This is a genomic window from Kribbella sp. NBC_00709 (genome assembly GCF_036226565.1).
In the GTDB taxonomy this organism is placed as follows: Bacteria; Actinomycetota; Actinomycetes; order Propionibacteriales; family Kribbellaceae; genus Kribbella.
Genome location: NZ_CP108996.1, coordinates 6,369,130 through 6,394,406, shown reverse-complemented (window position 1 = coordinate 6,394,406; position 25,277 = coordinate 6,369,130). Strand labels below are relative to the sequence as shown.

The window sequence follows — 25,277 nt, the reverse complement described above, 5'->3', positions numbered from 1 at the left end:
ACACCGAGTAGTCAGCTTTCGACCACGACCGGAATGATCATGGGCCTGCGACGGTGGGTGTCGCTGACCCATTTGCCGACCACCCGGCGGATCACCTGCTGCAGCTGGAACATGTCGTCGACGCCGCTGCCGATCGCCTTCTCGATCTCGGCCTCGATCTTCGGCTTGAGGTCGTCGAAGACCGTGTCGTCCTCGGCGAACCCGCGGGCCTGGATCTCCGGACCGGCGGTCAGCTTGCCGGTGACCGAGTCCATCACCGCGATGACCGAGATGAAGCCCTCGTCACCGAGGATGCGGCGGTCCTTGAGCGAGGTCTCGGTGATGTCGCCGACGGTCGAGCCGTCCACGAACACGTACCCGCAGTCCACCTTGCCCGCCACCACGGCCTTGCGGTCGATCAGGTCGACCACCACGCCGTCCTCGACGACGACCACGTTCTCCCGCGGTACGCCGGTCTGGATCGCGAGGTCGGCGTTCGCGTGCAGGTGCCGGACCTCGCCGTGCACGGGCATCACGTTGCGCGGCTTCACGATGTTGTAGCAGTACAGCAGCTCGCCGGCGCTGGCGTGACCGGACACGTGCACGAGCGCGTTGCCCTTGTGGATCACGTTCGCACCGTGCCGGATCAGGCCGTTGATCACCCGGTACACCGAGTTCTCGTTGCCCGGGATCAGCGACGACGCCAGGACGACGGTGTCACCGGGCTGCAGCTGTACGACGTTGTGGTCGTTGGCCGCGATCCGGGACAGCGCCGACATCGGCTCGCCCTGCGAACCGGTCGACACCAGCACGACCCGCTCCGGCGGGTAGTCGTCCAGCTCGCGCATGTCGATCAACGTGTCGCCGGGGACGTTCAGGAAGCCGAGGTCCCGGGCCACGCCCATGTTGCGGACCATCGACCGACCGACGTACGCCACCTTGCGGTTGTGCTTCACCGCCGCGTCCATCACCTGCTGCACGCGGTGCACGTGCGAGGCGAAGCAGGCGACGATGATCCGCTGGTTCTTCGCGTTGGTGAAGACCCGGTCCAGCACCGGCGCGATGTCGCGCTCGTGCGTGGTGAAGCCGGGCACCTCGGAGTTGGTGGAGTCGACCATGAACAGGTCGACTCCCTCCTCGCCGAGCCGGGCGAACGCGCGCAGGTCGGTGATCCGGTTGTCCAGCGGCAACTGGTCCATCTTGAAGTCGCCGGTGTGCAGCACGACGCCGGCCGGGGTCTTGATCGCGACCGCGAGCGCGTCCGGGATCGAGTGATTGACCGCGACGAACTCACAGATGAACGGGCCGATCTGCAGGGTCTCCCCCTCGGCCACGATCTGCTGCGGCACGTTGCGGTGCCGGTGCTCCTTCAGCTTGCCCTCGAGCAGCGCGAGCGTGAGCTGCGATCCCACCACCGGGATGTCGCCCCGCTCACGCAGCAGGTAGGGCAACCCGCCGATGTGGTCCTCGTGGCCGTGCGTCAGAACGACCGCGACGACGTCGTTCAGCCGGTCCCGGATCGGCTCGAAGTCCGGCAGGATCAGGTCCACGCCGGGCTGGTTCTCGTCCGGGAACAGGACGCCGCAGTCCACGATCAGCAGCTTGCCGTCGTACTCGAACACGGTCATGTTCCGGCCGACCTCGCCGAGGCCGCCGAGCGGGATCACCCGCAAAGCGCCCGGAGTCAGTGGTCCGGGCGCGTCGAGATCTGGATGGGGATGGCTCATGCAATCAGTCCTGCCGTCTTGAGGTCGGTGGTGAGCCAGTCCACTTGCTCGGCGGTCGCCTCAACCAGCGGCAACCGGAGTGTCGCGTGCTCGATGACGCCGGCCAGCTTGAGCGCGGCCTTCACCATGATGGCGCCCTGGGTCTTGGTCATGATCGTCTCGACGGCGGGCACCAGCCGTCGATCAATCTCTTGTGCTGCTGCGAGGTCGCCGGCCACCACAGCGTCGATCAGCTGCCGGTACTCCCGGCTCGCGACGTGGGCAACCACGCTCGCGATACCGACCGCGCCGATCGCCAGCGAGGCGAGATTCAGCTCGTCGGCACCGCAGTAGTAGAACAGATCGGTGTTCGCCAGCACCTTGGTGGTCCCGGCGAGGTCGCCCTTGGCGTCCTTCACCGCGACGATCCGCGGGTGCTCGGCGAGCCCGATCAGGGTCTCGGTCTTGATCTCCACCCCGGACCGGGCCGGGATGTCGTACAGCATGTTCGGCAGGCCGGTGGCGTCGGCGACCGCGGTGAAGTGCGCGCGCAGCCCGTCCTGCGGAGGCTTGTTGTAGTACGGCGTGACGACGAGCAGACCGTGCGCGCCGGCGGCCTCGGCCTGCTTGGCGCACTCGATGGTGTGCGCGGTGTCGTTGGTGCCGACCCCGGCGACGATCTTGGCGCGGTCGCCGATCGCCTCCCGGACGGCCTCGATCAGCTGGACCTTCTCCTGGTCGGAGGTGGTCGGCGCCTCGCCGGTGGTCCCGTTCAGCACCAGGGCGTCGTTGCCGCCGTCCACCAGGTACTGCGCGACCTTCTGGGCGGCGTCGAGATCGAGGGACCCGTCGGACCGGAACGGCGTGATCATCGCGGTCGTCAGACGGCCGAACGGCAGTACCGCGGACCGAGCCGCGGACGAGCCCGACGAGGGCGTGGATTCTGGCGAGGACATGGCCCTCAGATTACCGCTCTCGAGCCCTGGAGAAATGGGTAGGCCTGGTGGCTGTCCGCTCGGGGGTCCGGGCAGCCACCAGGCTCACTCGTCCTATCGGGCCCGCCCCAGCAGTCGTTACAGCTTCTACGAAAAAAATCCGGAAAAACTTCTGCAAATACTCTACGTGATCACATGACCGCATTCCGTTCAAATTGCTGTGCCTTCCGATGCTTTACCCTCGTCGGCGTGTCGACACCTGCTGCCACTCCGACTGCCCGCCAAAGCCTCGTTATGGTCTGCGCCACAATGGCCTGCGCGATCCCATTGATCACTTTCGCGATGTGGTTCGTGCTGGCTGTGGACGGCATCGGCGAATTCCCAGCGGCGTGGGCGCCGCTCGTGGTGCTTGCGGCTGCGGTCGGCGCGTACTCGTGCTGTGAGTTCGCCGGCTTCCGCACTCCTCCGCTGGAGTACTCCCATCGCACGGCGGCCGAGGTCGAGGAAGATTCCTGGCGACGGTTCGCCACCTCCACCTATGTGCGGTTCGCTTTGTGCGAGGGCGTGTTTCTGGTGTCGGTCGCAGTGGCGTTCGTGGCGGAGAGCTTCTGGGTGGTGCTGATCGGGGCCGTGCTGGCGTTGCCGCTGTTCTTCCTTGAAGCGTGGCCGAGCGAGCGGAATCAACGGCGGTTCGCGGCAGCACTCGAGTCGCGCGGCGTGGCGTCGTACCTGACCGGAGGTGTTCAGGACTGACCGGCGATCCAGATCGAGGTCGCGTCGAAGAGGTTGCGGAGGGCCGGGAAGGCACCGGGCAGCAGGAGTACGCCGGCGACGAAGAGGACCGGCGCGACGATGAGGCGCTCTACCCAGCTGTCGGTGCTGAAGCGGAACGGGCGCGGGAGGCGGAGCTCGTACCAGGTCTCGCCGCGGATCGGGAGCGGCCAGAGCCACGGGCAGCCGGAGCGGGTCAGGCTGTCACCAAGACAGTGGACGAACATGCCGACCGCAACAGCCGCACCGATCCAGCCACCGATCTGCGTGAGACCAGCCTGTACGGCGTCTGCGGCCGACGTACCCGGGAGCGCCGCACCTACTACTGACCAACCGGCTGCGGCGAGGACTGCAAGGACGATCCAGTCGCCCAGAGCGTCCGCCGCCAGCACCAGTCCGGTCACCGCGACGCCCAGGACCGCCCATTTGCCGCGGTCACCGAGGCTCGCGGCCAGGAACCCGAGCAGGACGGCCGCAACCAGCGTGTGGGTCGCGTGGCGATGCTTGCCGGTGCTCTCCTCGTCACGCGGACCCTTGGTGAGGTTGTAGAGCACGCCGGAGAACGCCCGTACCGCTCCCGACACCAGCCGCGTCACCGGACCGAGCAACCGCGAGGCGCTCGCCCCTGGGTGATCCAGGTCCGGCAGCAACGCGTACCCGGCCGTGGCGGCCGCGAACGGCACCACCTCCGCCACCGACGTCAGCCCGACGAGCGGCGCCACCGCCAACCCGGCACACCACCCCGACAAAGCATGCGACCGCCCCATCATCCGAAGCCTCACTCCCCTCACAGTCCCCCTCATTCTCTCCGCTCCTTCCCCACCAGCCCCACCAGCCACGCTGACCACACCACCACCAACCCACCCCGGCCGACCCCGCCCATCCCCTCATCCACCCTGATCCGGCCGACCCTCGGTCAGCTGAGGGGTCAACCCCTCAGTTATCCGGTTGACCCCCGTGATCCCGAGGGGACAACCGGCCACCTCAGGGGTTGACCCCTCAGACGGGCCATGGGGCGGGTGCGCCGGGCGGGCCGGGGTTCACGGTGGGATGGTTTTGCATAATCATGCAGGAGCGTGCATACTTTTCCTGTGTCCAAGGTGCTTACTTCTTTGCCGGTCGGTGAACGGGTCGGGATTGCCTTCTCCGGGGGTCTCGACACGTCGGTTGCGGTTGCGTGGATGCGGGACAAAGGTGCGATCCCGTGCACGTACACCGCTGATCTCGGGCAGTACGACGAGCCCGATATCGGGTCGGTGCCGGGCCGCGCGACGGCGTACGGCGCCGAGATCACCCAGCTGGTCGACTGCCGTACGGCGATGGTCGAGGAAGGGCTCGCGGCGATGGCCTGCGGCGCCTTCCACATCCGGTCGGGCGGGCGGACGTACTTCAACACCACCCCGATCGGGCGGGCCGTGACCGGCACGCTGCTGGTCCGGGCGATGCTCGACGACGACGTGCAGATCTGGGGCGACGGGTCGACGTTCAAGGGCAACGACATCGAGCGGTTCTACCGCTACGGCCTGCTGGCGAACCCGCAGCTGCGGATCTACAAGCCGTGGCTGGACGCGCAGTTCGTGCACGAGCTCGGCGGCCGGACGGAGATGTCGGAGTGGCTGGTCGCGCACGGCCTGCCGTACCGGGACAGCACCGCGAAGGCGTACTCCACCGACGCGAACATCTGGGGCGCCACCCACGAGGCGAAGACCCTCGAGCACCTCGACACCGGGCTCGAGACCGTCGACCCGATCATGGGTGTGAAGCACTGGGACCCGTCGGTCGTGATCGAGGCCGAGGACGTGACGATCGGGTTCGAGCAGGGCCGGCCGGTGACGATCAACGGCAAGGAGTTCGGCTCCGCCGTCGACCTGGTGCTGGAGGCGAACGCGATCGGCGGGCGGCACGGCCTGGGGATGTCGGACCAGATCGAGAACCGCGTCATCGAGGCGAAGAGCCGGGGCATCTACGAGGCGCCCGGGATGGCGCTGCTGCACGCGGCGTACGAGCGGCTGGTCAACGCGATCCACAACGAGGACACGATCGCGAGCTACCACACCGAGGGGCGGAAGCTCGGCCGGCTGATGTACGAGGGTCGTTGGCTGGACCCACAATCCCTGATGCTGCGGGAGTCGCTGCAGCGGTGGGTCGGTACGGCGGTCACCGGGTCGGTGACGCTGCGGCTGCGGCGCGGTGAGGACTACTCGATCCTCGACACCACCGGGCCCGCGCTCAGCTACCACCCGGACAAGCTGTCGATGGAGCGGATCGAGGACTCGGCGTTCGGTCCGGTCGACCGGATCGGTCAGCTGACGATGCGGAACCTGGACATCGCCGACTCCCGCTCGAAGCTGGAGCAGTACGCCGGCCTCGGCATGTTCGGCAGCTCCAACCCCGCGCTCGCCTCCTCCACCGACCTGATCGGCGAACTCACCACCGGCGGCGCCGAGGCGATCGCCTCCCGCGGCGAGGCCACCGAGTCCGACGAACTCCTCGACCGCGCCGCCATGGAATCCGGCACCGACTGACCCTCCCCCCTCGCCCTCCCCCCTCGCCCTCCCCCCTCGCCCTCCCCCCTCGCCCTCCCCCCTCGCCCTCCCCCCTCGCCCTCCCCCCTCGCCCTCCCCCCTCGCCCTCCCCCCTCGCCCTCCCCCCTCGCCCTCCTGTCCCCACCCCCGCGATGGGTTCACCCATCTTGTGGTGGGTTCCCGCCCCGGACTCCGGGTGGGGAACCCACCACGGGATGGGTGAACCCATCGCGGGGGCCCAGGGTGAACCCATCGCGGGGGCCCAGGGTGAACCCATCGCGGGGGCCCAGGGTGAACCCATCGCGGGGGCCCAGGGTGGACCCATCGCGGGGGCCCAGGGTGGATCCATCGCGTGGGCTCAGGCGGGAGTTAGGCGTCGAAGTCGAGGGTTACCGTCGGCGTTGTCGGGTGGGACTGGCAGGTGAGGACGTAGCCGGCGCGGAGCTCGTCGGGTTCAAGGGCCCAGTTGGTGTCCATGGTGACGGAGCCTTCGAGGACCTTGGCGCGGCAGGTGCCGCAGACGCCGCCCTTGCAGGCGAAGGGGGCGTCGGAGCGTACGGCGAGAGTCGCGTCCAGCACCGCCTTGGAGTGCTCGCCGAGCGGGAACGTCGAGCGGCGGCCGTCCAGGATGATCGTGACCTGGGCGGCGTCCTCGTCCGCGGTCGACTCCTCGACCGGGGCCTTCGGAGCTTCGTCGCCGACATGGAAGAGCTCGGCGTGGACGTGTTCGCGCGGTACGCCTTCGCCCAGCAACAGCTCCTGGGCACCGACCACCATCGCGTACGGTCCGCAGAGGAACCACTCGTCGACGGAGTCCAGCGGCAGGATGGTCGCGAACATCCGCTGCAGCCGGTCCGCGTCGATCCGCCCGCTGAACAGCTCGACCTCGGTCGTCTCCCGCGACAGCACATGGACGAGGTGCAGACGTTCGGCGTACCGGTCCTTGAGGTCGGCCAGCTCGTCGGCGAACATCACTGACCCCGCGGTCCGGTTCCCGTACAGCAACGTGACGCGGCTGGACGGCTCGACGGCGAGGATCGTCGCGATGAGCGAGAGCACCGGGGTGATTCCGCTGCCCGCGGCGACAAACGCGTAGTGCTTTGTCTGCAACGGATCCAGCGCGGTCCCGAATCGGCCGAGCGGCGTCATCACCTCGAGCTCGTCGCCGACCTTCAGCTCCTTCGCGGCGTACGACGAGAACTCGCCGCCCGGGAGCCGCTTCACGCCGATCCGCAGTACGCCGGAATCGGCCGGTGAGCAGATGGAGTAACTCCGCCGGACCTCCTCGCCGTGGCGGCGGATCGTGAGGTGCTGGCCGGCGGTGAACACGTACTCCCCCGTCAGCTCGGGCGGTACGGCGAACGTGATCGCAACCGAGTCGTCGGTGATCGCGTCGATCGCGGCCACCTTCAACGGGTGGAAGGTTGCGCGCCGGCGAGGCGCCACAGTCGTCATCAGATCGCCTTGAAGTGGTCGAAGGGCTCGCGGCAGGTGTTGCAGCGCCAGAGTGCCTTGCAGGAGGTGGAGCCGAAGTGGCTTAGCTCTGTTGTGTCAGGTGATCCGCAGAGAGGACAGCGGACGCTCAACCGCAACATCACTGGTCCGGACGAAGACGGCGGGGCGATGCCGTAGTCGACGAGTTTCGCCTTGCCGGAGTCGGTCATCCAGTCGGTCGTCCACGCCGGGGAGAGGACGGTTTCGACTCGGCCGTCCACGCCCAAGTGGTTGAGGGTCAGCTCTACCTCGTGGCGAATCAGGTCCATGGCGGGGCAACCGGAGTACGTCGGGGTGATGGTGACGACGACCTCATCGCCCTCATGTCGCACACCGCGCAGTACGCCGAGGTCGGCGATCGTCAGCACCGGCACCTCGGGGTCCGCGACCTCACCGACCGCTTCGAAGATTGCGGCGTCGGTCACCATGTCGCACCCGGGTGGGATCGTGCGACGTGCTGGAGTTCGGCGAGGAGGTAACCCATGTGCTCGGTGTGCCGGCCCGCGCGGCCGCCGGTGTGCTGGTACGACGAGGAAGGTCGCTCGCAGGTGGACTCGTCGATGACGCCCAGGACGCGAGCGGTCCAAGCGTCCTGAAGCGTCGCAGGGTCTACGGCAACGTCCAGCCGTTGCACCAAGGCATCGGACTCGAAGAGCTCTGCGGTGTAGGGCCAGAGGGCGTCCAGGCCGGCCTGCATGCGGCGGTGGCTCTCGTCGGTCCCGTCCCCCAGCCGCAGCACCCACTGGGTCGCATGGTCGACGTGGTACGCGACCTCCTTGACCGCCTTCCCCGCGACACCGGACAGCGTCTCGTCGGAGCACTTCAACAGCTCTTCGTACAACAGATGCTGGTACGTCGCGAAGTACAGCAACCGCGCCATCGCGAAGGCGAAGTCCCCGTTGGGCAGCTCGCACAGCTGCAGGTTGACGAACTCGCGCTCGTCGCGGAAGTACGCCAGGTCGTCCTCGCTGCGGCCGTCCATCGAACCGGCGTACTGCAGCAGCGACCGCGCCTGCCCGAGCTGATCCAGCCCGATGTTGCCGAGGGCAACGTCCTCCTCGAGCTGCGGCGCGGCGGCGATCCACTCGGCGGTGCGCTGCGCGGAGATCAGCGCGTCGTCGCCGAGCCGGAGTGCGTACGCGAACAGGTCGCTCACAGGTGCTCGACACCTTCCGGGACCTGGTAGAACGTCGGGTGCCGGTAGACCTTGTCGCCGGCCGGGTCGAAGAACTCGTCCTTCTCGTCCGGCGAGGACGCGGTGATGTCGGACGCCCGCACCACCCAGATCGACACGCCTTCCTGCCGGCGCGTGTAGACGTCGCGCGCGTTCCGCAACGCCATCGTCGCGTCCGGCGCGTGCAGGCTGCCGACATGCGTGTGCGACAACCCACGGCGCGACCGGACGAAGACCTCCCAGAGTGGCTCGATCATGCCGCCTTCACCGCCTTCTTGGCCGCGTACGCCGCAGCTGCCTCGCGCACCCAGGCGCCGTCCTCATGCGCCTTCACGCGGTGCGACAACCGCTGCTCGTTGCAGGGCCCGTTGCCCTTCACCACGTCGTACAGCTCGGTGTAGTCGGGCTCGGTGAACCGGTAGTGCCCGTCCTCGTACACCAGTCCGTCATCAGGGACCCGCAGCCCGAGTACGTCGGCCTGCGGAACGGTCATGTCGACGAAACGCTGCCGCAGCTCGTCGTTGCTGTGCCGCTTGATCCCCCACGCCATCGACTGCTCGGAGTGCGTGGACGCGGTGTCCGGCGGACCGAACATCATCAGCGACGGCCACCACCAGCGGTCCAGGGCGTCCTGCGCCATCGCCTTCTGCGCCTCGGTGCCGTTGCACAGCGTGTAGAGGATCTCGAACCCCTGCCGCTGGTGGAACGACTCCTCCTTGCACACCCGCACCATCGCCCGCGCGTACGGCCCGTAGGAGCAGCGGCAGAGCGGGACCTGGTTGACGATCGCGGCGCCGTCGACGAGCCAGCCGATCGCACCGATGTCGGCCCAGGTCAGCGTCGGGTAGTTGAAGATGCTGGAGTACTTCTGCCGGCCGCTGTGCAGCAGGTCGAGCAGGTCCGCCCGGTCCACCCCGAGCGTCTCGGCGGCGGCGTACAGGTAGAGACCGTGGCCGGCCTCGTCCTGCACCTTGGCCATCAGGATCGCCTTGCGGCGCAGCGACGGCGCGCGACTGATCCAGTTGCCCTCGGGCTGCATGCCGATGATCTCGGAGTGCGCGTGCTGCGCGATCTGCCGGATCAGGGTCTTGCGATACCCGTCCGGCATCGCGTCCCGCGGCTCGATCCGGCCGTCGGCGTCGATGGTCGCCTGGAAGTCCATACCCCCAGCATATGTGACACTTTTTCTCAGAATCAACAACAGGTGTCACAAAGGTGGTGCTGGACCCACCCCGGAAGGGGGTTTGACGCTCTGGGGAAGGCCGGTCGGGATGGCGAGGATTGAGTTAACAGCTCAAGCCTTACACAGTTTCCCGGAGGACCCCGTGACCACCACCAGCACCCTCCCGGCCGTCGATCATCGCGGACCGGTCACCGGTAAGGAACGCGCCCTCGCGCCCGACCTGATCCGCGGCGCGATGCTGCTGCTGATCGGATTGGCCAACAGCGCCAACTTCGCCTTCGCCGGCCAGCCCGGCGTGGAGAGCGCGCCGCACGGCTTCGAACGCATCCTGAACTTCCTCAAGCTCACCTTCGTCGACGCCCGGGCGTACCCGGTGTTCGCGGTGATGTTCGGCTACGGCCTGGTCCAGCTGGCCCGCCGGCAGCGCAACTCCGGCGCGACACCCGGAGCCGTCCGGCGGATCCTGCTCAAGCGCAACGCCTGGCTGGTCGCCTTCGGCCTGGCCCACGCGACGCTGCTGTACTTCGGCGACTTCCTCGGTGCGTACGGCGTGGTCGGCATCATCTGCACGTTGTTCCTGCTCAACCGCGGCGACAAGTTCCATCGCATCGTCCTCGTCATCTGGGCGTTCATGGCCGTCGAGGTCCTCGCCTTCGGGGCCAAGGCGGTGCTCGCCGTCGTCAACAGCTCTGGTCCCGCGCACGCCCTGACCAACGAGCCGAACCCGTCCCTGGCCGCGACGTCGTACTTCGCGAGCATGGTCGACCGGCTGCACGAGTACCCGATGCACTTCGCCAGCGTGCTCGGCTTCATCGTCATCGTCTGGCTCGGCATCTGGGCCGCCCGCAAGCAGATCCTGGAGAACCCGGCCGCCCACAAGACCCTGCTGACCGCGGTCGCCTCGATCGGTCTCGGCATCACCGTGCTCGGTGGTCTGCCCGCCGCCCTGGTCGGCGCCGGCTGGCTGCACGTCGACGAGTCGGCCGTCGGTTCGCTCAGCTACCTGTCCCACGTGAGCGGGATGTTCGGCGGTCCTGGGTACGTCGCTCTGTTCGGTCTGATCGTCGCCCGGATCACCAAGCTGTCGCTGCCGGTCCGCGCGATCTCCGCACTCGGTCAGCGGTCGCTGTCCGGCTACCTCTTCCAGTCGGTGTCGTGGATGGTTCTGCTGGCGCCGTTCACGCTGGACCTGCGGTTCGGGAGTACGGCGTACACCGCGGCGCTGGTCGCGATCGGTGTCTGGATCGTCTCGGTCGTCGGCGCCTACGCGATGAGCAGGCGTTCCTACCGCGGGCCGGCCGAGACCCTGCTGCGCAAGCTCGTGTACTGACTTGCGAGGATGAGTGACATGAGTGACTTCGGCGTCCCGGAACCCGCCAACCTCTCGGAGCTGTCCGGCGACACCCCGGTCGCCGAGACCAGCGTGCGGCTGGCGCTGCCTGCGGAGGCCAATGAGATCGGCGAGATCCAGGTCGCGGCCTGGCGGTCGGCGTACGCCGGACTGCTGCCGGCCGATGTCCTCGCCGATCTCAACCCGGCGCAGTTCGCGGCGCAGTGGCGGGCCGCGCTGCTCGCGCCGGGCGAGGCACGCAACCGGGTGATGGTCGCGCTGGCCGGCCGGACGCTGGTCGGCTTCGCGGCCATCACGCCGTCGGACGACCCGGACGCCGACCCGCAGCGGGACGCGGTGATCGCCGAGCTCGCGGTCCAGCCGGACGCGACCCGGGCCGGCCACGGCTCCCGGCTGCTGAACGCCGTCGTCGACACGATCCGCGCCGACGGCTTCGCCCGGCTGACAGTCTGGGTCAACTCCACCGACGACGTCCTCCGTGCCTTCTACACCGAGGCCGGCTGGGCCCCGGACGGCGCCCATCGCGAGCTCGACCTGTACGGCGACGAGTCGGTCCGGATCAAGCAGATCCGCCTGCACACCGATCCAGGTCCCGCATAGCAGTTCGCCGATCGGCGACGGGCCGGGGGTGGTGCTCGACCACGTGCAACGGGCATGACAGATTGTCACGGTCCGATCACGTAACGCCATCCGCTGGAGTTCTGCATGAAGTACCTGACCCTGGCCGCCGGCCTAGGGATATCCGCCGCTGCCGTGCTCATCGTTCCGGGGTCCGGGGCGACCGCGTCGATGCAGACGGCGACCGTCGTCGACAAGCCGCATCAGGTGGCGAACAAGTACCTCGAGCAGAGACCGCGGTGGATCCAGTGCGGTGAGCCCGAGTTCCGCACGTACTGCGCGAAGGTCACCGTCCCGCGCGACTGGGCCAACCAGTACGCCGGGAACGACCTCCAGATCGCGGTCAGCAAGGTCGCGCCGGCCAAGGGCAAACCCAGCCGGGTCGTGTTCGGCAACCCCGGCGGTCCGGGCGGTGCGGGCCTCGGTATGGCGCCGTACCTCGCGAGCCAGGCTCCGCTGGCCAAGGACCACCTGACCGTCGGCTTCGACCCGCGGGGCACGGGCAACAGCTCAACCGTCAGCTGCGACGGCAGTCCCGGATACACGATGGACGCGCGCGACCGCGATCCCGCGAACCAGGGCCTCATCGCCGAGGCGTCGGCGATGTCCCAGCCGTACTGCGACCGCCAGTCCCGCGGCCTGCTCCCCTACATCACCACCGCGCAGACCGTGCAGGACATGGACCTGATCCGGCAGCTGCTCGGCTTCGACAAGATCGACTACGTCGGGTACTCCGGCGGCACCTGGCTCGGGGCGTACTACCAGACCTACTTCCCCGGCCACGTCGGACGGTTCGTGCTGGACTCGAACACGGACTTCACCAAGACCTGGTTCGACACGTTCGTCAGCCAGCCGCAGGCGTTCGAGCGCCGGTTCCGCGAGGACTTCGCGCCCTGGGCGGCGAAGTACGACGGCGAACTGGACCTCGGATCGTCACCCGGCGCAGTCATCCGGACCTACGAGCGGCTGCGGCGGGCCCTGAAGGAGCGGCCCGCGGTCGAGGAGTTCCTGGACGCGGCGGTCCAGGTCACCTACGACCAGAACACGCTGGACATGATGGTCTCCAACGACATGTATACAAAGCTGGACTTTTATTCTCTCGCCGTCGATCTGGCATTTATCCGGGACCTTTCCGCGGCCCAGGCAAAAGGCGGACCGCAGGCCGCCCAGCGGCAGGTGGACGCCCTCTCGCTGGTCCGCCAGCAGCAGCTCGTCCAGCGTGCCAACCGCGCGCCGGTCGGGCTGCGCATGTTCGGCGCGGACGACGCCGAGAACGCCACCTTCACCGCCATCACCTGCAACGACACACCCTGGCCGCAGGGCCGTGAACCCGGCGAACAGCTGGCCGCGCGGCTCGGTCCGCACTTCCCGCTGATCGGCTGGACGATGACCGAGAACCCGTGCTTCTACTGGAACCGCCCCAACCTGACCATGCCGACACCAACGGGCAAGGGCCTGCCCACAACGCTGATGGTGCAGTCGGTCCACGACCCGGCCACCAACTACGGCCTCGCACTCTCGGCCCACAGCCGGTACGCCGGTTCGCGGCTGCTGACCGTCACCGGTGAGGGCGACCACGGTGTGTACGGCGGCGTGAACCGTTGCGCGGACAAGATCGTCAACACGTTCCTCACCACCGGGACGGCGCCGGCCAAGGACGTCAGCTGCGCAGGTGAAGGCATCCCCGCGCCCGAGAAGCTGGCACCCGGCCTCGAGGAAGCCGGCGCCGGCTACAGCCATGAAACTCCTTTACGGCGGATCGCCGGATTCACAAAAGCCGTTTCCGGATATCTGCGCTAACGAGCGTTTGACCGGTGGCCGGAATTGCCTACGCACGGGCAGATTCCGGTCACCATCGGCGAATTCCGGCCGCTGCTTTCGTTGTCAGTACATATTTGTCAGGGCGATGTCAGGGTTTCGTCCCTGTGCGACACAGCGTGATAACGGCAACCTTGAGTCAGCGCGGAGGAACCGGTCGTCGACTGGGAGGGCTCGATGACAGGTGACCATCGCCGACGTGGCTTCGGCCGGCTGTGAGGGTGGGGGGACTGCCTGGGGGGTCAGACAGAAGGGCACAGCCGGCCGGGCCACGAATCGCGTTGTCCGCGCCTCCAGATCCCTCGCGGGGCACCGTCGATCCCCCAGGTCGTGGTGCCTCGCGAGGCATGTTCAGGCCCTTCTTCAAGCCCGTTTTCAGGCCAGTGTCGGCGAGCCCGCCGCGGCGCCTCCCGGTGGCGGGTAGCCGTCGGCGACGGCGGCCAGCGGCACTGCCCGGCCGGCCGACCAGGCGGTCCGGAACGCTCGCCGTTCCAGCGCCGCTTCGACCGCGGCTCGGGTGGCCTCGCAGTCAGGCTTCTCGATCACCGGCACGGGCGCGCGGATGACCTCCCGCACCCCGTCAGCGGCCCCCAGCAGGAACGCGGCGTACTCGCTCCGCTCACGTTGCTGAGCGACTGCCGCCAGCTCCTCGAGCACGCTGGCCGATCGCCATCGATCACCCAGATCACGATGCTCGGCGAGACTCTCGTCCAGCAGGTGCACGGCGCGCTCGGTGTAGCCACGTCGACGTTCGATGATGCCGAGCTGGTTCAGCGACCAGGCCACGCCCTCGCGGTAGCCGAGCCGCTGCGACAGCGCCAGGCTCTCCTGCAACAGGTCCTCGGCCTCGACCAGCTCACCGCCGTACTGCGCGATCGCACCGAGGCTGATCAGCGACCAGGCGAGGCCTTCGCCGTCGCCGACGATCCGGAAGGCGTCGCGGGCCCGCAGGCACCGGCGCTTCCCGATGTCCAGATCGCCGCGGAGCCAGGCCACGAAGCCGAGGTGGTTGTGCGCCCAGGCCATCCCGGCCCGGTCGCCGAGGCTCTCGTACAGGTCGTAGCTCTCGCAGTGCAGGTCCTCCGCGGCCCCATAGTCCCCGCGTTCGCGGGCGACTCCTCCGAGTCGCTGCAGCACCAATGCAGTACCGGCTCGGTCGCCCAGCTCCCTGTACTGGCGCAGTGCGGTTTGCAGGCGGTCGGTCGCGGCGTCGTACTCGCACTGGAGGAACGCCAGCGTCCCGGCACCCAGGTTGGCCTTCGCGCAGGCTGGAGCCAGCTCGGTCATCAGGTCGGATGGCATCGAGTCGCCGAGCGCCAACGCCCGCTCCAGCCACTGACTGCCCTCGGCGTAGTGGCCGCGCAGCGAGCAGAACAGCCACAGGCCGGCGGCCAGGCGCAGGGCCTCGACGGCCGAGTTGGTCCGCAACGACCACGCCATCGCGGCCCGCAGGTTGTTCAGCTCGTCCTCCAACCGGTCGAGCCACTGCGCCTGCTCCGGACCGCGCAGGTGTCCCTCGGCCTCTTCGGCGAGGCTGATGTAGAACTGCGCGTGCCGTTCGGCCGCCTCGTCCGTCCGGCCCACCGCCACCAGCCGGTCGGCAGCGAACTCGCGGATCACCGCCAGCATGTAGTAGCGCGTCACGCCACGTCGCCGAGCCACGCGGATCAAGGACTTGTCGGCGAGCTGCCCGGTGAGGTCGAGCGCCTCGGCCCGCTCCAACGGCCCGGGTGCGGCCTTGCCGGACATGACCGTCGCGGCCGCGTTCAGCGTCCAGCCGCCGACGAACACCGACAGCTGTGCGAACACCTCCCGCTCGGCCGGCGTGAGCAGGTCATGACTCCACTCGATCGCGCCGTACATCGACTGCTGGCGTGGTGATGCGGTCCGCGAGCCTCCGGCCAGGATGGTGAACGACGTCTCGAGCTCGGACGCCAACTCTTCGATCGTCATCACGTTCGTCCGCGCGGCGGCCAGCTCGATTGCGAGCGGCATGCCCTCGAGCCGACGGACGACGCGGACGACCTGGTCGAGCTGACCGGCCGGGTCGTAGCCGCGTGCGGTCGCCCGCTCGACGAACAGACGCACCGCTTCCGACAACTCGAACTGGTCCTCGTCATGCGGCAGCGACAGCGCGGGTACGACGTACACGCTCTCGCCCGGGAGGCGCAGGAGTTCGCGGCTCGACGCGAGGATCGTCAGATTCGGGCAGTACTCCAGCAACGCGGCGCAGACCTGACCGACTGTCGCCACCACGTGCGAGCAGTTGTCGAGGACGAGCAGCATCGTGCTCCGGCCGATCTGCTCGGCGATCTCCTCGACCAGTCGCCTGCTCTCCAACAGGTGCAGGCCGATCGACGCCGCGACCGCCGGTACGACGGCAGCCGGGTCGGTCAGCGTCGCGAGCGGCACCCAGCAGACACCGTCCTGGAAACTGTCCGCGACCTCGCCGGCCAGCGCCAGCGTGAGTCTCGTCTTGCCGACACCGCCCGGTCCGGTCAAGGTAAGCAAACGCGTGATTCGCTGCCCCAGCAGGCGACCCGTCGCGGTCAGCTCGGTCGTGCGCCCGATCAGCTCGTTCGTCGGCGCCGGCGGCTGGCGCATCGGTGTCCGGGTGGTGTCCGCCTCTTTCCGGGCCGCGGCCGTGAGCCGCGACCGGTCCGGATCGCCGAGACGCAGCGCATCAGCGAGCAGGCGCAGCGTGTGCGCCCGCGGCGCACGCCGGCGCCCGCGCTCCAACGCCGCGATCGCGTCGACGCTCAGACCGGCGAGTTCGGCCAGTGCCTCCTGCGACAGCCCGGCCTCACGCCGGTGCCGACGCAACAGGCCACCGAACCCGGCCCCCTGCACGTCGTCCGAGCCGCGGCGAGACCCTTCTGATGGCACAGGACGGCCCCACCCAGTCTCCGACCTTTACGTGGCGGCTGCCACGTACCTCATTGAAGGTATCCCGTTCCGCACCGCGTTGTCAGTGTCCCCGGGTGCTTCACAGCGAACTCACAGGTAACTCACGAGGTCTGGTCGTGCTGCGAGATCGCGGCCCGCATGGTCTCGCGGGCCCGCTTCCGGTCCCCGGCCGCGTCGTACGCCGTCGACAGCCGGAACCACACGCGCCAGTCGCCCGGGGCCGCTTCCGCCTCGGCCTTGTACTTCCCGAAGGCCTCGTCCGCGGCGGCCCGGTCGATCCGCCCGGACGGCCGCCGCGGCAGATCGTCGACCGGCAAACCGCCGGAGGTTTCCAGCTCGCGGGCCAGCACTTCGGTCCGGCGCCCGAACTGCAGCTCGCGCCACACCAGGTACGCACCGAGCAGCGGGATGATCAGGACGGCGATCCCCAGCACGACCGCGACCGGGTCACCCGTCCCGATCAGCAACACCCCTCGCCAGCCGAGCAGAACGGCGTACGCGACGAAGACGACCGCGAGCAGGATCGCCGTCCGCTTGGCATTCATTTACGTGAGGTCCATGAAGTGTTCGAGGCCGACGGTCAGGCCGGGGGTGCTGCCGATGCGGCGTACGCCGAGCAGGACGCCGGCCATGAACGACGTGCGGGCCATCGAGTCGTGGCGGATGGTGAGGGTTTCGCCCTCGTCGCCGAGCAGGACCTCCTGGTGCGCGATCAGGCCGCGGAGCCGGACGCCGTGCACCCGGATCCCGTCCACGTCCGCGCCGCGGGCGCCGTCGAGGGCGGTCGTGGTCGCGTCCGGGATCGGCTTGGATCCGGCCGCGCGGCGCGCGGCCGCGACGAGCTCCGCCGTACGCCGGGCGGTGCCGGACGGGGCGTCGACCTTGTCGGGGTGGTGCAGCTCGACGATCTCGACCGACTCGTAGTACGGCGCGGCCTTGGCGGCGAACTGCATCATCAGGACGGCGCCGATCGAGAAGTTCGGCGCGATCAGTACGCCGGTGGACGGGCTGGCCGCGAGCTGCGAGCGCAGTATGCCCAGTCGCTCGTCGTCGAACCCGGTGGTGCCGACGACCGCGTTGATGCCGTGCTCGATGCACCAGGCCAGGTTGCCCATCACGACCTCGGGCCGGGTGAAGTCGACCACCACTTCCGCGCCGGCCTCGGTCAGCTCGTCGAGCTCGTCGCCCTGGTCGAGCCGCGCGACCAGCTCACAGTCGGCGGCCTCCTCGACCGCGAGGCACGTCTGAGCGCCCATCCTGCCTTTGGCCCCCAGGACACCGACCTTGATCATGCGCACCCTTCCTGTCCGGATTTGTGCAACAGGATCTCATCCTGGTGTTCGGGCGGCCCGCTCGGCCTTCGGCACCCAGACCTGTAGGCCGATCGTCTGCTGGGCCGGGGCGAGTTGCGCGTAGTCGACCCGGAAATCCAGCCCGCAGGCCTGCAGCGCGGTGATCTCATCGTCCGAGATCGATCGGTTCAGGATGATCAGCGGTGGCCGGTCCGGGTGGCTCTTGCGGCAGACCTCCTCGATCCCGGCCGCGGTCCGGGCGCGCTCGGCCGGCGCGACCCACGCCTCGCCGAGCGGCCTGCCGCCGAGGATCAGCACCAGGCCGGCCATCTTGTCGAACGCCAGCATCGGCCGCCCGCCCGGCTCGGTGTACGGGCGGAGGTCTGCGGCCAGCTTGAGGTAGTTCTCCTCGGCGGCCGGCGACAGGTACAGCCCCTGCAGCGCGGGGAGCTTCGACGACGCGGTCAGCTGGGAGTGCCCGACCGAACGGTACGGATACCGGAACAACCCCGTATAGGCGATCGTCGCGGTCGCGACCAGCGATCCCACCAGGACGAGCCCGAGCGTCACCCGCGCCACGATCGGGGTGGCCCAGATCCCGGTCAGCACCGCGATCATGACCGCGGCCCAGGCGGCGAAGGCGTTGAACCCGATCGTGTAGAGCGGCGTGTTCGTCCCGAACGCCTGCACCAGCGGCAGCAGCACGAGCACCCCGAGGATCACCCAGTTGCGGGTGTTCTCCCGGCTCAGCCGCGAACACTCGGTCACCCCGAACCGGTGCGCGATGACCGCACCGGCCGCGGCCACCACCGCGACCAGTACGGCGGCGAGCAGCGTCACGGCGTACGTCGGGGTGTGCTGCGATCCGCCGAGGGCGCCGTCGTCGACGACAACCTGTCGTACCGAGAGGATCAAGGCGAGCAGCGCGAGCACGGCAGCGGCGATCCGGAGCCAGCGCCACCGGGCGATCACCGCGAGTGCGGTCGCGATCAGCAGGAGGCCGTGGGCACGCAGGGTCCGGCCGAGCAGTTCGATGCCGCTGGTCCAGTAGAACTGGAGCAGCTCGGACGGCGAGTACGACGTACCGGCGATGAACTTGTTGACGGTCAGGATGCCCGGGATCGCGACGTTGAGGTGGACCACGAACAGCTGTACGACGAGCGCGACCGCTGCCAGCCCGCCCAGGGCGAAAAGGATGCCGCGGGCAACGGCCCGCCGGCTCTGGCCGGCCAGCACGACCACCGCGGCGACCACGATCAGCCCGATCACCACGACCGAGGTCCATTTCGCCAGCACCATCACGCCGATCACCAGGCCGGCTGCGAGCGGCAACCAGAACAGCACCGGATCGCCGCGATCGACCGCTGTCGCCATCCACAGCACGCAGGACACCAAGGTCAGCGCGCCGAGCAGCACGACATCGTTGTAGCCGGGCGACTGCGGCAGCCAGGCGTAACACATCCCGCCGGCGGCCAGGATGACCGCGATCCCGGCCAGCTCCCACAACTTCGTCGCCGGCATCCCCGGCCGCCGCCCCCGCAACCAGCGCATGAAGCTGTACCCGAAGAGGAGATGGACGACGACCACGGTGAACAGGCGGAACAACCGCAGCCGGTCGATGTTGTACCCGAACCACTCGAAGATCGGCCCGTACAGATACTGCACACCGGTCAACGCGAGCGGATTGCTGTCCCACCACCGGTACGACAGCAGGTAGTAGCCCTCGTCGGTGATGTCGAAGCCCTCGTTGGCCGCCCGGCCCGCGGTCAGGATCCACCACGCCGCCAGCCCGCCGGCCACCACGATCACCCCGACGAGCAGCACCATTCGCTTGCGCGCCGAGGAAACACCCACGGCCGCCACCCTAGGCCATCACTCCACAGCTATCTGCCAGGTACCACTCAGGCCGGCGAGTAGGCGACCTGCGCGACCTCCGCGAAATGGCACGCGACAGTCTGGCCGGACGCGATCTCCCGCAGCTCCGGTACGTCGATGCTGCACCTGGCCTCGGCCCGCAGACAGCGGGTGTGGAACCGGCAGCCGGACGGCGGCATCACCGGCGACGGCGGGTCGCCCGCGAGCACGATCCGCTCCCGGCCCTGGCGGGCCAGACCGGGCTCCGCCGACAGCAGCGCCTGCGTGTACGGGTGCGCGGGTCCGTCGTACACCTGCTGGTGCTCGCCCAGCTCGGCGACCTTGCCGAGGTACATCACCGCGACCCGGTCGGAGACGTGCCGGACCACGGACAGGTCGTGGGCGACGAAGATGATGCTGAGACCAAGCTCACGCTGCAGCCGCATCAGCAGGTTCACCACCTGCGCCTGGACCGACAGGTCGAGCGCCGACACCGGCTCGTCGCAGAGCAGTACGTCGGGGTTGAGCGCGATCGCGCGCGCGATCCCGATCCGCTGCCGCTGACCGCCGGAGAACTGGTGCGGGAACTTCGTCTCGTCCTCGGGACGCAGACCGACCAGCTCGAGCAGCTCGCGGACCCGGGTCCGGATGTCGATGCCCTTGCCGACGTCAGGGTGCACCTCGAACGGCTCGGCGAGGATCTCACCGACCCGCATCCGCGGATTCAGGCTCGAGTAGGGGTCCTGGAACACGACCTGGACATTGCGCCGCCAGCGCCGCAGCTCGCGGCCCTTCAGCTTGCTGACGTCCACACCGTTGTACTCGATCTGCCCCGCGGTCGGCTTCTCCAGGGCGGCGAGCAGCCGGACCAGCGTGGACTTCCCGCAGCCGGACTCGCCGACGATGCCGAGCGACTCGCCCTTGCGGAGCGTCAGATCGACGCCGTCGACGGCGCGGACCAGGGTCTTGGCGCCGAAGTTCAGCGCCGGGCTGATGTCGTAGTGCTTCACCACATTGGTTGCCATCAGCAACTCGTCGGTCATGGTCAGACCGCCTCCTTCGCCTGGAGCGTCGTACGGCGGATGCAGGCGGCATCACGTCCGGGGGCGACCGTCAGCAACGGCGGTACCTCGCCCGCGCAGTCGTCGATCGCGATCGGGCACCGGGGCCGGAACGCGCAGCCGGACGGGATCGCCCGCAGCGACGGCGGCGTACCGGGGATCGTCGGCAGCTCCTGTCCCTTCAGGTCCGCCGACGGCATCGAGAGCAGCAGCCCTTCGGTGTAAGGGTGAGCGGGATGCTCCAGCGCCTCGGCCGTCGCGGCGCGCTCGACGACATGCCCGGCGTACATCACCACGACGTTGTCGGCGACGTCCGAGACCACCCCGAGGTCGTGGGTGATCAGTACGACGCCCATCTGCCGCTCGGCCTGCAGCTCCGCGATCAGCTCGAGGATCTGCGCCTGCACGGTGACGTCGAGAGCCGTGGTCGGCTCGTCGGCGATCAGTACGTCGGGATCGAGGGCGAGCGCCATCGCGAGCATCACCCGCTGACGCATACCGCCGGAGAACTCGTGCGGGTAGTCGCGGACCCGGTTCGCCGCGGCCGGGATCCGGACCTGGTCGAGCATCTCGGCGGCCCGCTTCATCGCGTCCTTCTTCGACATCCCGCGGTGCACCCGGAAGCACTCGGCGATCTGGGTGCCGACCGACTGGACCGGGTTCAGTGCGGACAGCGAGTCCTGGAACACCATCGTGATCCGGTCCCCGACGATCCGCCGCCGTTCCCTGGTCGTCATCTGGATCAGGTCGGCGCCGCGGTACTCCGCCGTACCGGACACGATCCGGCCCGGCGGCATCTCCAGGATCCCGGTCAGGGCCTGGGTCGACACGCTCTTGCCCGACCCGGACTCGCCGAGGATCGCCAGCGTCTCCCCGGCCCGCACCTGCCACGACACGCTGTCCACGGCCCGCACCGGACCCCGCGGAGTGTCGAACTCGACCGTCAGGTCTTCGACTTTGAGCAGTACTTCGCCAATAGTCATCTGGTGCTTACCTCAGTAACTTCGGGTCAAGTGCGTCCCGGATCGAGTCGCCGATGATCATGAACGAGATCGTCATCGTGGAGATGAACAACGCCGGCCAGATGAACAGGTGCGGGGTGTCGCGGTACGACGCGGCCACGCCGAACTGCGATCCCCAGGAGATCGACGGCGGCTGGAGACCGACGCCGAGGAAGGTCAGCGCCGCCTCCAGGCCGACCATGCCGCCGATGCCGAGCGTGGTCATCGCCAGCAACGGCGCCATCGCGTTCGGGAACACGTGTTTGCGCAGGATCCGGACCGGCGGTACGCCGATCGATCGCGCCGCCAGCACGTACTCGCGGTTGCGGACCGAGAACACCGTCGCCCGCATCAGCCGCATCCCGCCCGGCCAGCCGATCAGGAAGATGACGCCGACGATGATCCAGATGCTCCGGTTCTGGACCGAGTTCAGGATCACGATCAGCACCACGATGCCAGGGATCGAGAACAGCACGTCGGCCGTCCGCGAGATCAGCCCGTCGACGAAGCCCGGGAAATACCCGGCCAGCAGGCCGAGCGAACCGGCCAGGACGAAGACGCCGAAGCTCGCGCAGATGCTGACCAGCACCGACGGACGCGCGCCGTAGATCACGTTGGCGAAGTAGTCGCAGCCCTGGATGTCGAAGCCGAACGGATGCCCCGGGCCGCGGCCCTGCCGGCTCTTGGCCAGCTCGCAGAACCGCGGGTCGGCGGAGGTGAACAGCCTCGGCACGGCCGCCATCGTGAAGAACGCGAGCAGCAGCAGACTGCACAGCACGAACTGCGGTTTGCGCAGCAGCGCCCGCAGCAGCTCGCGGTTGGACAGTGCGCGGCCGTCGCCGAGCTCCTGCGTCTCGGCGCCGACGGCAGCGGTGATCTGTTGGACGTCAGACATTGCGCACCCTCGGATCCAGGACGCCGTACAGCACGTCGACCAGCAGGTTGATCACGATGAACGAGATGAAGGCCAGCGTCGACAGCAGCACCACGACCCCGCCCTCCTTCAGCTTGATCGCCTGGAACATGAACTGGCCGAGCCCGGGCAGGTTGAAGATGCTCTCGGTGATGATGGCGCCGCCGAACATCCCGGCCAGGTCGAGGCCGATGAACGTGATCACCGGCAGCAGCGCGTTCGGCAGGATGTGCCGCCACAGCACCCGCTGCTCCCCCAGTCCCTTGGCCCGCGCGGTCTTCACGTAGTCGGCGTTGACCGTCTCCACGATCGACGTCCGCAGCAGCCGGGCCAGCCCGGCGAAACCGAGGACGCCGATCACCAGCGCCGGCAGCAGGTACGACCGCGGGAACCCTTCGAGCACACCCGACACCGGGAACCACTTCAGCTCGACCCCGAACAGGTACTGCGCGGCGAAGTACGCCACCAGTCCGGGGACCGCGAGCAGCACGAGCGTTGTCAGCAGCAGCGACCGGTCGACCCAGCCGTTGCGCTTGAACCCGGCGTAGATGCCGAAGAACAGGCCCAGCGTCCACTGGAACGCGTTCGCCAGCAGCGTCAGCTTCAGCGTGACCGGAATCCGGAGCCGGAGCTGGTCGGCGATGTCGCCGCCGGAGAACGTCGTACCGAAGTGGCCGGTGAGGATGTCCTTCATGCTCAGCAGGTACTGGACGATGAAGGGATCGTCGAGGTGGAACTGGGCCCGTTTGGCCGCCAGCACGGCCGCCGGGATCGGCTTGTCGCCGGCCAGTTCCCGCAGGGGGTCTCCGGGCATCGCGAAGACGAGCGCGTAGACCCCCAGCGTGACGACCAACCCGATCGGAATCGCCGCGAGCACGCGGCGAAGGACGAACCGGATCACTTGAAAGTGGCCCAGAGCGCCGAGACACCGACGTACTTCGACACCCGCGGATCGATCTTCGCCGAGTGCAGGTACGCGTTCGACTTGGTGTACAGCGGGATCAGCGGCATGTCCTCGAGCGCGATGTCCTCGGCCTGCTGGTAGAGCTTGATCGCCTTGTCCTGGTCCGGCTCGGCGTCGCCCTTGGCCAGCACGGCGTCCAGCGCCGGGTTGCTATAGCCGGCGAAGTTCGCGTCACCGTTGGACTTGAACATCGGCGTCAGGTAGTCCTCGATCGACGGGTAGTCGTGACCCCAGCCGCCGAACCGCAGACCGTCCAGCTTGCGGCTGTCGGCCAGCTCGGTGATCTCCGAACCCTGCTTGCCGGTGTACTTCACCTGCAGGCCGAGGTTCTGCCGGAGCATGTTGCCGATCGCCTCGGCGAAGATCTGCCCGGTCGCGGACGTCGTGCTGTAGCTGATGTTGACGACCCCGGAGAAGCCGCCGGCCGCCTGCAGATCCGCCTTCGCCTTGCTCGCGTCGAAGTCGCAGTACTTGCAGGCGTCGGCGCGGTAGCCGTTGATGTCCGGCGCGATCAGGCCCTTGGCCGGGTCGGACAGACCGACGAGGTCGGCGAAGGCCTTCCGGTCGATCGCCTCCGAGAACGCGTGCCGCAGCTTCGGGTTCTTGTACCGCGCGTCCCAGGCCGGGAACACCAGGTAGTTCGCGCCGGAGCTCACGCTGGTGACCCACTGGTCGGGCGCGTCGGTCTTGAAGCTCTTCACCTTGGTCGACGGCACGTCGGTGAAGTCCACGTTGCCGGCCAGGAACTCGTTGTACGCCGTGTCCGCGTTCGGGATGAACCGGTACGTGATCGAGTCGGCCTCGGGCGCGGCGGAAGCCTTGTACCCGTCCCACTTGGCCAGCTTGATGTCGTCACCGGCGTTCCAGTCGGCGGCGAGCTTGTACGGGCCGTTGCCGATCGGCTTGCGCTTGTAGGCGTCCGGGTTCTTCCGGACCTCCTCCGGCAGCGGGGCCAGGCCGAGGTACTGCAGGGTCAGGCCGAACTGCGAGAACGGCACCTTCAGCTTCACGGTGAACGTCAGGTTGTCGACCTGCTTGAGGCCGCTCAGCGTCTTCACCGCGGTCGGCTTCGGCGTGGCGCCGTCCGCGGTCGGCGGGTTCAGCGCCTCGTACCCGTCGACCTTGGAGAAGAACCCGTTGTTCTTCCAGGCGTTCGAGCCCTCGGCGGTCATGTTCCAGCTGTCGACGTAGTCCTTGGCGGTGACCGCCTGGCCGTTCTGGAAGGTGTTGCCGGGCTTCAGCTTGATCGTCCAGGTCTGGCTGGTCTTGTCCGGCGTGACCGAGTCGGCCATCACGTTCTGCAGCTTGCCGGTGTTCGGGTCCGTGGTCACCAGCGGCGCGAACATCGCCATCGCGATCTGGATCCCCGGGCTGCCGTTCTCGTTCAGCGGGTTGATGTACTCGAGCGGGTCGGCGGCGATCGCGATCACTTCGCTCTTGCTGCCGGAGCCGCTGCCACCGCTGCTGCTCTTGCCGTCTCCACACGAGGCGAGCACCAGCGCTAAGCCGAGTGCCGCCCCAATAACCCCAGTCAGACGTCGCACGGTCAAACCAACTTCCTCGGCGGGAGGGCCGCTAGGCGGGCGGATCAAGCGTCATCGTGGCTGGTCATAACTGCGCATGTCAACGTTGTCAGGCACAAAGTGGCGGCGCGTAACGCAGGCGTTACTTTGCCAAGACCTCAGATGACCAGCCTGCACTTGCGGAGCGAGCACTCACTTAATCAGATCA

22 protein-coding genes are annotated in these 25,277 nt (G+C 68.4%); 5 read left to right on the top strand and 17 right to left on the bottom strand.

Translation table 11 applies throughout. The features are described 5' to 3' along the window. Window positions 1–11: 11 nt before the first annotated feature. On the bottom strand, window positions 12–1,706 hold the full coding sequence (locus OHA18_RS31330) for a ribonuclease J (RefSeq protein ID WP_328998931.1): 1,695 nt from the start codon (window positions 1,704–1,706) through the stop codon (window positions 12–14). Then, complete coding sequence (gene dapA / locus OHA18_RS31325; RefSeq protein ID WP_328998930.1) at window positions 1,703–2,641, bottom strand: 4-hydroxy-tetrahydrodipicolinate synthase; 939 nt, start codon at window positions 2,639–2,641, stop codon at window positions 1,703–1,705. The genes OHA18_RS31330 and dapA overlap by 4 nt, the downstream gene beginning before the upstream one ends. A gap of 321 nt (window positions 2,642–2,962) precedes the next feature. Between dapA and OHA18_RS31320 the strand changes: the two genes are divergently transcribed. Beyond that, window positions 2,963–3,373, top strand: a complete 411-nt coding sequence (locus tag OHA18_RS31320; RefSeq protein ID WP_328998929.1) for a hypothetical protein — start codon at window positions 2,963–2,965, stop codon at window positions 3,371–3,373. On the opposite strand, the gene OHA18_RS31315 is transcribed toward OHA18_RS31320, so the two are convergent. After that, window positions 3,364–4,173: a metal-dependent hydrolase gene (locus OHA18_RS31315; RefSeq protein WP_328998928.1), complete on the bottom strand. Its 810-nt coding sequence runs from the start codon at window positions 4,171–4,173 to the stop codon at window positions 3,364–3,366. The genes OHA18_RS31320 and OHA18_RS31315 overlap by 10 nt on opposite strands. 309 nt (window positions 4,174–4,482) lie before the next feature. On the opposite strand from OHA18_RS31315, the gene argG reads away from it, so the two are divergent. Further along, the gene (argG, locus tag OHA18_RS31310; RefSeq protein ID WP_328998927.1) at window positions 4,483–5,916 is read left to right on the top strand and encodes an argininosuccinate synthase; all 1,434 of its coding nucleotides are present in this window, start codon (window positions 4,483–4,485) and stop codon (window positions 5,914–5,916) included. Window positions 5,917–6,285: 369 nt separating this feature from the next. On the opposite strand, the gene paaE is transcribed toward argG, so the two are convergent. The 5 genes from paaE to paaA are packed head-to-tail and all read right to left on the bottom strand — an operon-like array spanning window position 6,286 to window position 9,746. Then, window positions 6,286–7,371, bottom strand: coding sequence for a 1,2-phenylacetyl-CoA epoxidase subunit PaaE (gene paaE / locus OHA18_RS31305; RefSeq protein WP_328998926.1), 1,086 nt, complete (start codon window positions 7,369–7,371; stop codon window positions 6,286–6,288). After that, window positions 7,371–7,838: a 1,2-phenylacetyl-CoA epoxidase subunit PaaD gene (paaD, locus tag OHA18_RS31300; RefSeq protein ID WP_328998925.1), complete on the bottom strand. Its 468-nt coding sequence runs from the start codon at window positions 7,836–7,838 to the stop codon at window positions 7,371–7,373. The genes paaE and paaD overlap by 1 nt, the downstream gene beginning before the upstream one ends. Beyond that, window positions 7,832–8,566 (bottom strand): 1,2-phenylacetyl-CoA epoxidase subunit PaaC, encoded by a 735-nt coding sequence (gene paaC, locus OHA18_RS31295; RefSeq protein ID WP_328998924.1) that lies wholly within the window; start codon window positions 8,564–8,566, stop codon window positions 7,832–7,834. The genes paaD and paaC overlap by 7 nt, the downstream gene beginning before the upstream one ends. Next, window positions 8,563–8,841, bottom strand: coding sequence for a 1,2-phenylacetyl-CoA epoxidase subunit PaaB (paaB, locus tag OHA18_RS31290; protein WP_167213524.1), 279 nt, complete (start codon window positions 8,839–8,841; stop codon window positions 8,563–8,565). Before paaB ends, paaC begins: the two co-directional genes overlap by 4 nt. Further along, a complete protein-coding gene (paaA, locus tag OHA18_RS31285; RefSeq protein ID WP_328998923.1) occupies window positions 8,838–9,746 on the bottom strand; it encodes a 1,2-phenylacetyl-CoA epoxidase subunit PaaA in 909 nt (302 codons plus the stop codon). Before paaA ends, paaB begins: the two co-directional genes overlap by 4 nt. A 163-nt stretch (window positions 9,747–9,909) precedes the next feature. Between paaA and OHA18_RS31280 the strand changes: the two genes are divergently transcribed. From OHA18_RS31280 to OHA18_RS31270, 3 genes are all read left to right on the top strand, one after another. Continuing rightward, window positions 9,910–11,097, top strand: a complete 1,188-nt coding sequence (locus OHA18_RS31280) for a DUF418 domain-containing protein (RefSeq protein ID WP_328998922.1) — start codon at window positions 9,910–9,912, stop codon at window positions 11,095–11,097. Between the two features lie 18 nt (window positions 11,098–11,115). Further along, the gene (locus OHA18_RS31275; RefSeq protein ID WP_442914345.1) at window positions 11,116–11,718 is read left to right on the top strand and encodes a GNAT family N-acetyltransferase; all 603 of its coding nucleotides are present in this window, start codon (window positions 11,116–11,118) and stop codon (window positions 11,716–11,718) included. 105 nt (window positions 11,719–11,823) lie between these two features. Next, on the top strand, window positions 11,824–13,536 hold the full coding sequence (locus OHA18_RS31270; protein ID WP_328998920.1) for an alpha/beta hydrolase: 1,713 nt from the start codon (window positions 11,824–11,826) through the stop codon (window positions 13,534–13,536). A gap of 393 nt (window positions 13,537–13,929) precedes the next feature. Here OHA18_RS31270 and OHA18_RS31265 read toward each other — a convergent pair whose 3' ends face one another. The 9 genes from OHA18_RS31265 to OHA18_RS31225 form a co-directional block, all read right to left on the bottom strand. Next, entirely contained in the window at window positions 13,930–16,440 is a 2,511-nt protein-coding gene (locus tag OHA18_RS31265; protein ID WP_328998919.1) for an ATP-binding protein, read from the bottom strand. 122 nt (window positions 16,441–16,562) lie between these two features. Next, window positions 16,563–17,006, bottom strand: coding sequence for a hypothetical protein (locus OHA18_RS31260; RefSeq protein ID WP_328998918.1), 444 nt, complete (start codon window positions 17,004–17,006; stop codon window positions 16,563–16,565). Further along, entirely contained in the window at window positions 17,007–17,753 is a 747-nt protein-coding gene (dapB, locus tag OHA18_RS31255; RefSeq protein WP_328998917.1) for a 4-hydroxy-tetrahydrodipicolinate reductase, read from the bottom strand. It abuts the gene before it with no gap. Between the two features lie 36 nt (window positions 17,754–17,789). After that, a complete protein-coding gene (locus OHA18_RS31250; RefSeq protein WP_328998916.1) occupies window positions 17,790–19,607 on the bottom strand; it encodes a hypothetical protein in 1,818 nt (605 codons plus the stop codon). 47 nt (window positions 19,608–19,654) lie between these two features. Continuing rightward, a complete protein-coding gene (locus OHA18_RS31245; protein WP_328998915.1) occupies window positions 19,655–20,650 on the bottom strand; it encodes an ABC transporter ATP-binding protein in 996 nt (331 codons plus the stop codon). 2 nt (window positions 20,651–20,652) lie between these two features. Beyond that, window positions 20,653–21,651 (bottom strand): ABC transporter ATP-binding protein, encoded by a 999-nt coding sequence (locus tag OHA18_RS31240; RefSeq protein ID WP_328998914.1) that lies wholly within the window; start codon window positions 21,649–21,651, stop codon window positions 20,653–20,655. A 7-nt stretch (window positions 21,652–21,658) separates the two neighbouring features. Next, a complete protein-coding gene (locus tag OHA18_RS31235) occupies window positions 21,659–22,564 on the bottom strand; it encodes an ABC transporter permease (RefSeq protein ID WP_328998913.1) in 906 nt (301 codons plus the stop codon). After that, window positions 22,557–23,483 (bottom strand): ABC transporter permease, encoded by a 927-nt coding sequence (locus OHA18_RS31230; RefSeq protein ID WP_328998912.1) that lies wholly within the window; start codon window positions 23,481–23,483, stop codon window positions 22,557–22,559. Before OHA18_RS31230 ends, OHA18_RS31235 begins: the two co-directional genes overlap by 8 nt. Then, a complete protein-coding gene (locus OHA18_RS31225) occupies window positions 23,480–25,090 on the bottom strand; it encodes a peptide ABC transporter substrate-binding protein (RefSeq protein ID WP_328998911.1) in 1,611 nt (536 codons plus the stop codon). The genes OHA18_RS31230 and OHA18_RS31225 overlap by 4 nt, the downstream gene beginning before the upstream one ends. Between the last annotated feature and the right edge of the window lie 187 nt (window positions 25,091–25,277).

What these genes read in the sequence shown, in the direction of transcription:
- OHA18_RS31330 (WP_328998931.1), bottom strand. Translation starts at nt 1,706, where the DNA reads ATGAGCCATCCCCATCCAGATCTCGACGCGCCCGGACCACTGACTCCG.
- dapA (WP_328998930.1), bottom strand. Translation starts at nt 2,641, where the DNA reads ATGTCCTCGCCAGAATCCACGCCCTCGTCGGGCTCGTCCGCGGCTCGG.
- OHA18_RS31320 (WP_328998929.1), top strand. Translation starts at nt 2,963, where the DNA reads ATGTGGTTCGTGCTGGCTGTGGACGGCATCGGCGAATTCCCAGCGGCG.
- paaE (WP_328998926.1), bottom strand. Translation starts at nt 7,371, where the DNA reads ATGACGACTGTGGCGCCTCGCCGGCGCGCAACCTTCCACCCGTTGAAG.
- paaD (WP_328998925.1), bottom strand. Translation starts at nt 7,838, where the DNA reads ATGGTGACCGACGCCGCAATCTTCGAAGCGGTCGGTGAGGTCGCGGAC.
- paaB (WP_167213524.1), bottom strand. Translation starts at nt 8,841, where the DNA reads ATGATCGAGCCACTCTGGGAGGTCTTCGTCCGGTCGCGCCGTGGGTTG.
- paaA (WP_328998923.1), bottom strand. Translation starts at nt 9,746, where the DNA reads ATGGACTTCCAGGCGACCATCGACGCCGACGGCCGGATCGAGCCGCGG.
- OHA18_RS31275 (WP_442914345.1), top strand. Translation starts at nt 11,116, where the DNA reads ATGAGTGACTTCGGCGTCCCGGAACCCGCCAACCTCTCGGAGCTGTCC.
- OHA18_RS31270 (WP_328998920.1), top strand. Translation starts at nt 11,824, where the DNA reads ATGAAGTACCTGACCCTGGCCGCCGGCCTAGGGATATCCGCCGCTGCC.
- OHA18_RS31260 (WP_328998918.1), bottom strand. Translation starts at nt 17,006, where the DNA reads ATGAATGCCAAGCGGACGGCGATCCTGCTCGCGGTCGTCTTCGTCGCG.
- dapB (WP_328998917.1), bottom strand. Translation starts at nt 17,753, where the DNA reads ATGATCAAGGTCGGTGTCCTGGGGGCCAAAGGCAGGATGGGCGCTCAG.
- OHA18_RS31245 (WP_328998915.1), bottom strand. Translation starts at nt 20,650, where the DNA reads ATGACCGACGAGTTGCTGATGGCAACCAATGTGGTGAAGCACTACGAC.
- OHA18_RS31240 (WP_328998914.1), bottom strand. Translation starts at nt 21,651, where the DNA reads ATGACTATTGGCGAAGTACTGCTCAAAGTCGAAGACCTGACGGTCGAG.
- OHA18_RS31235 (WP_328998913.1), bottom strand. Translation starts at nt 22,564, where the DNA reads ATGTCTGACGTCCAACAGATCACCGCTGCCGTCGGCGCCGAGACGCAG.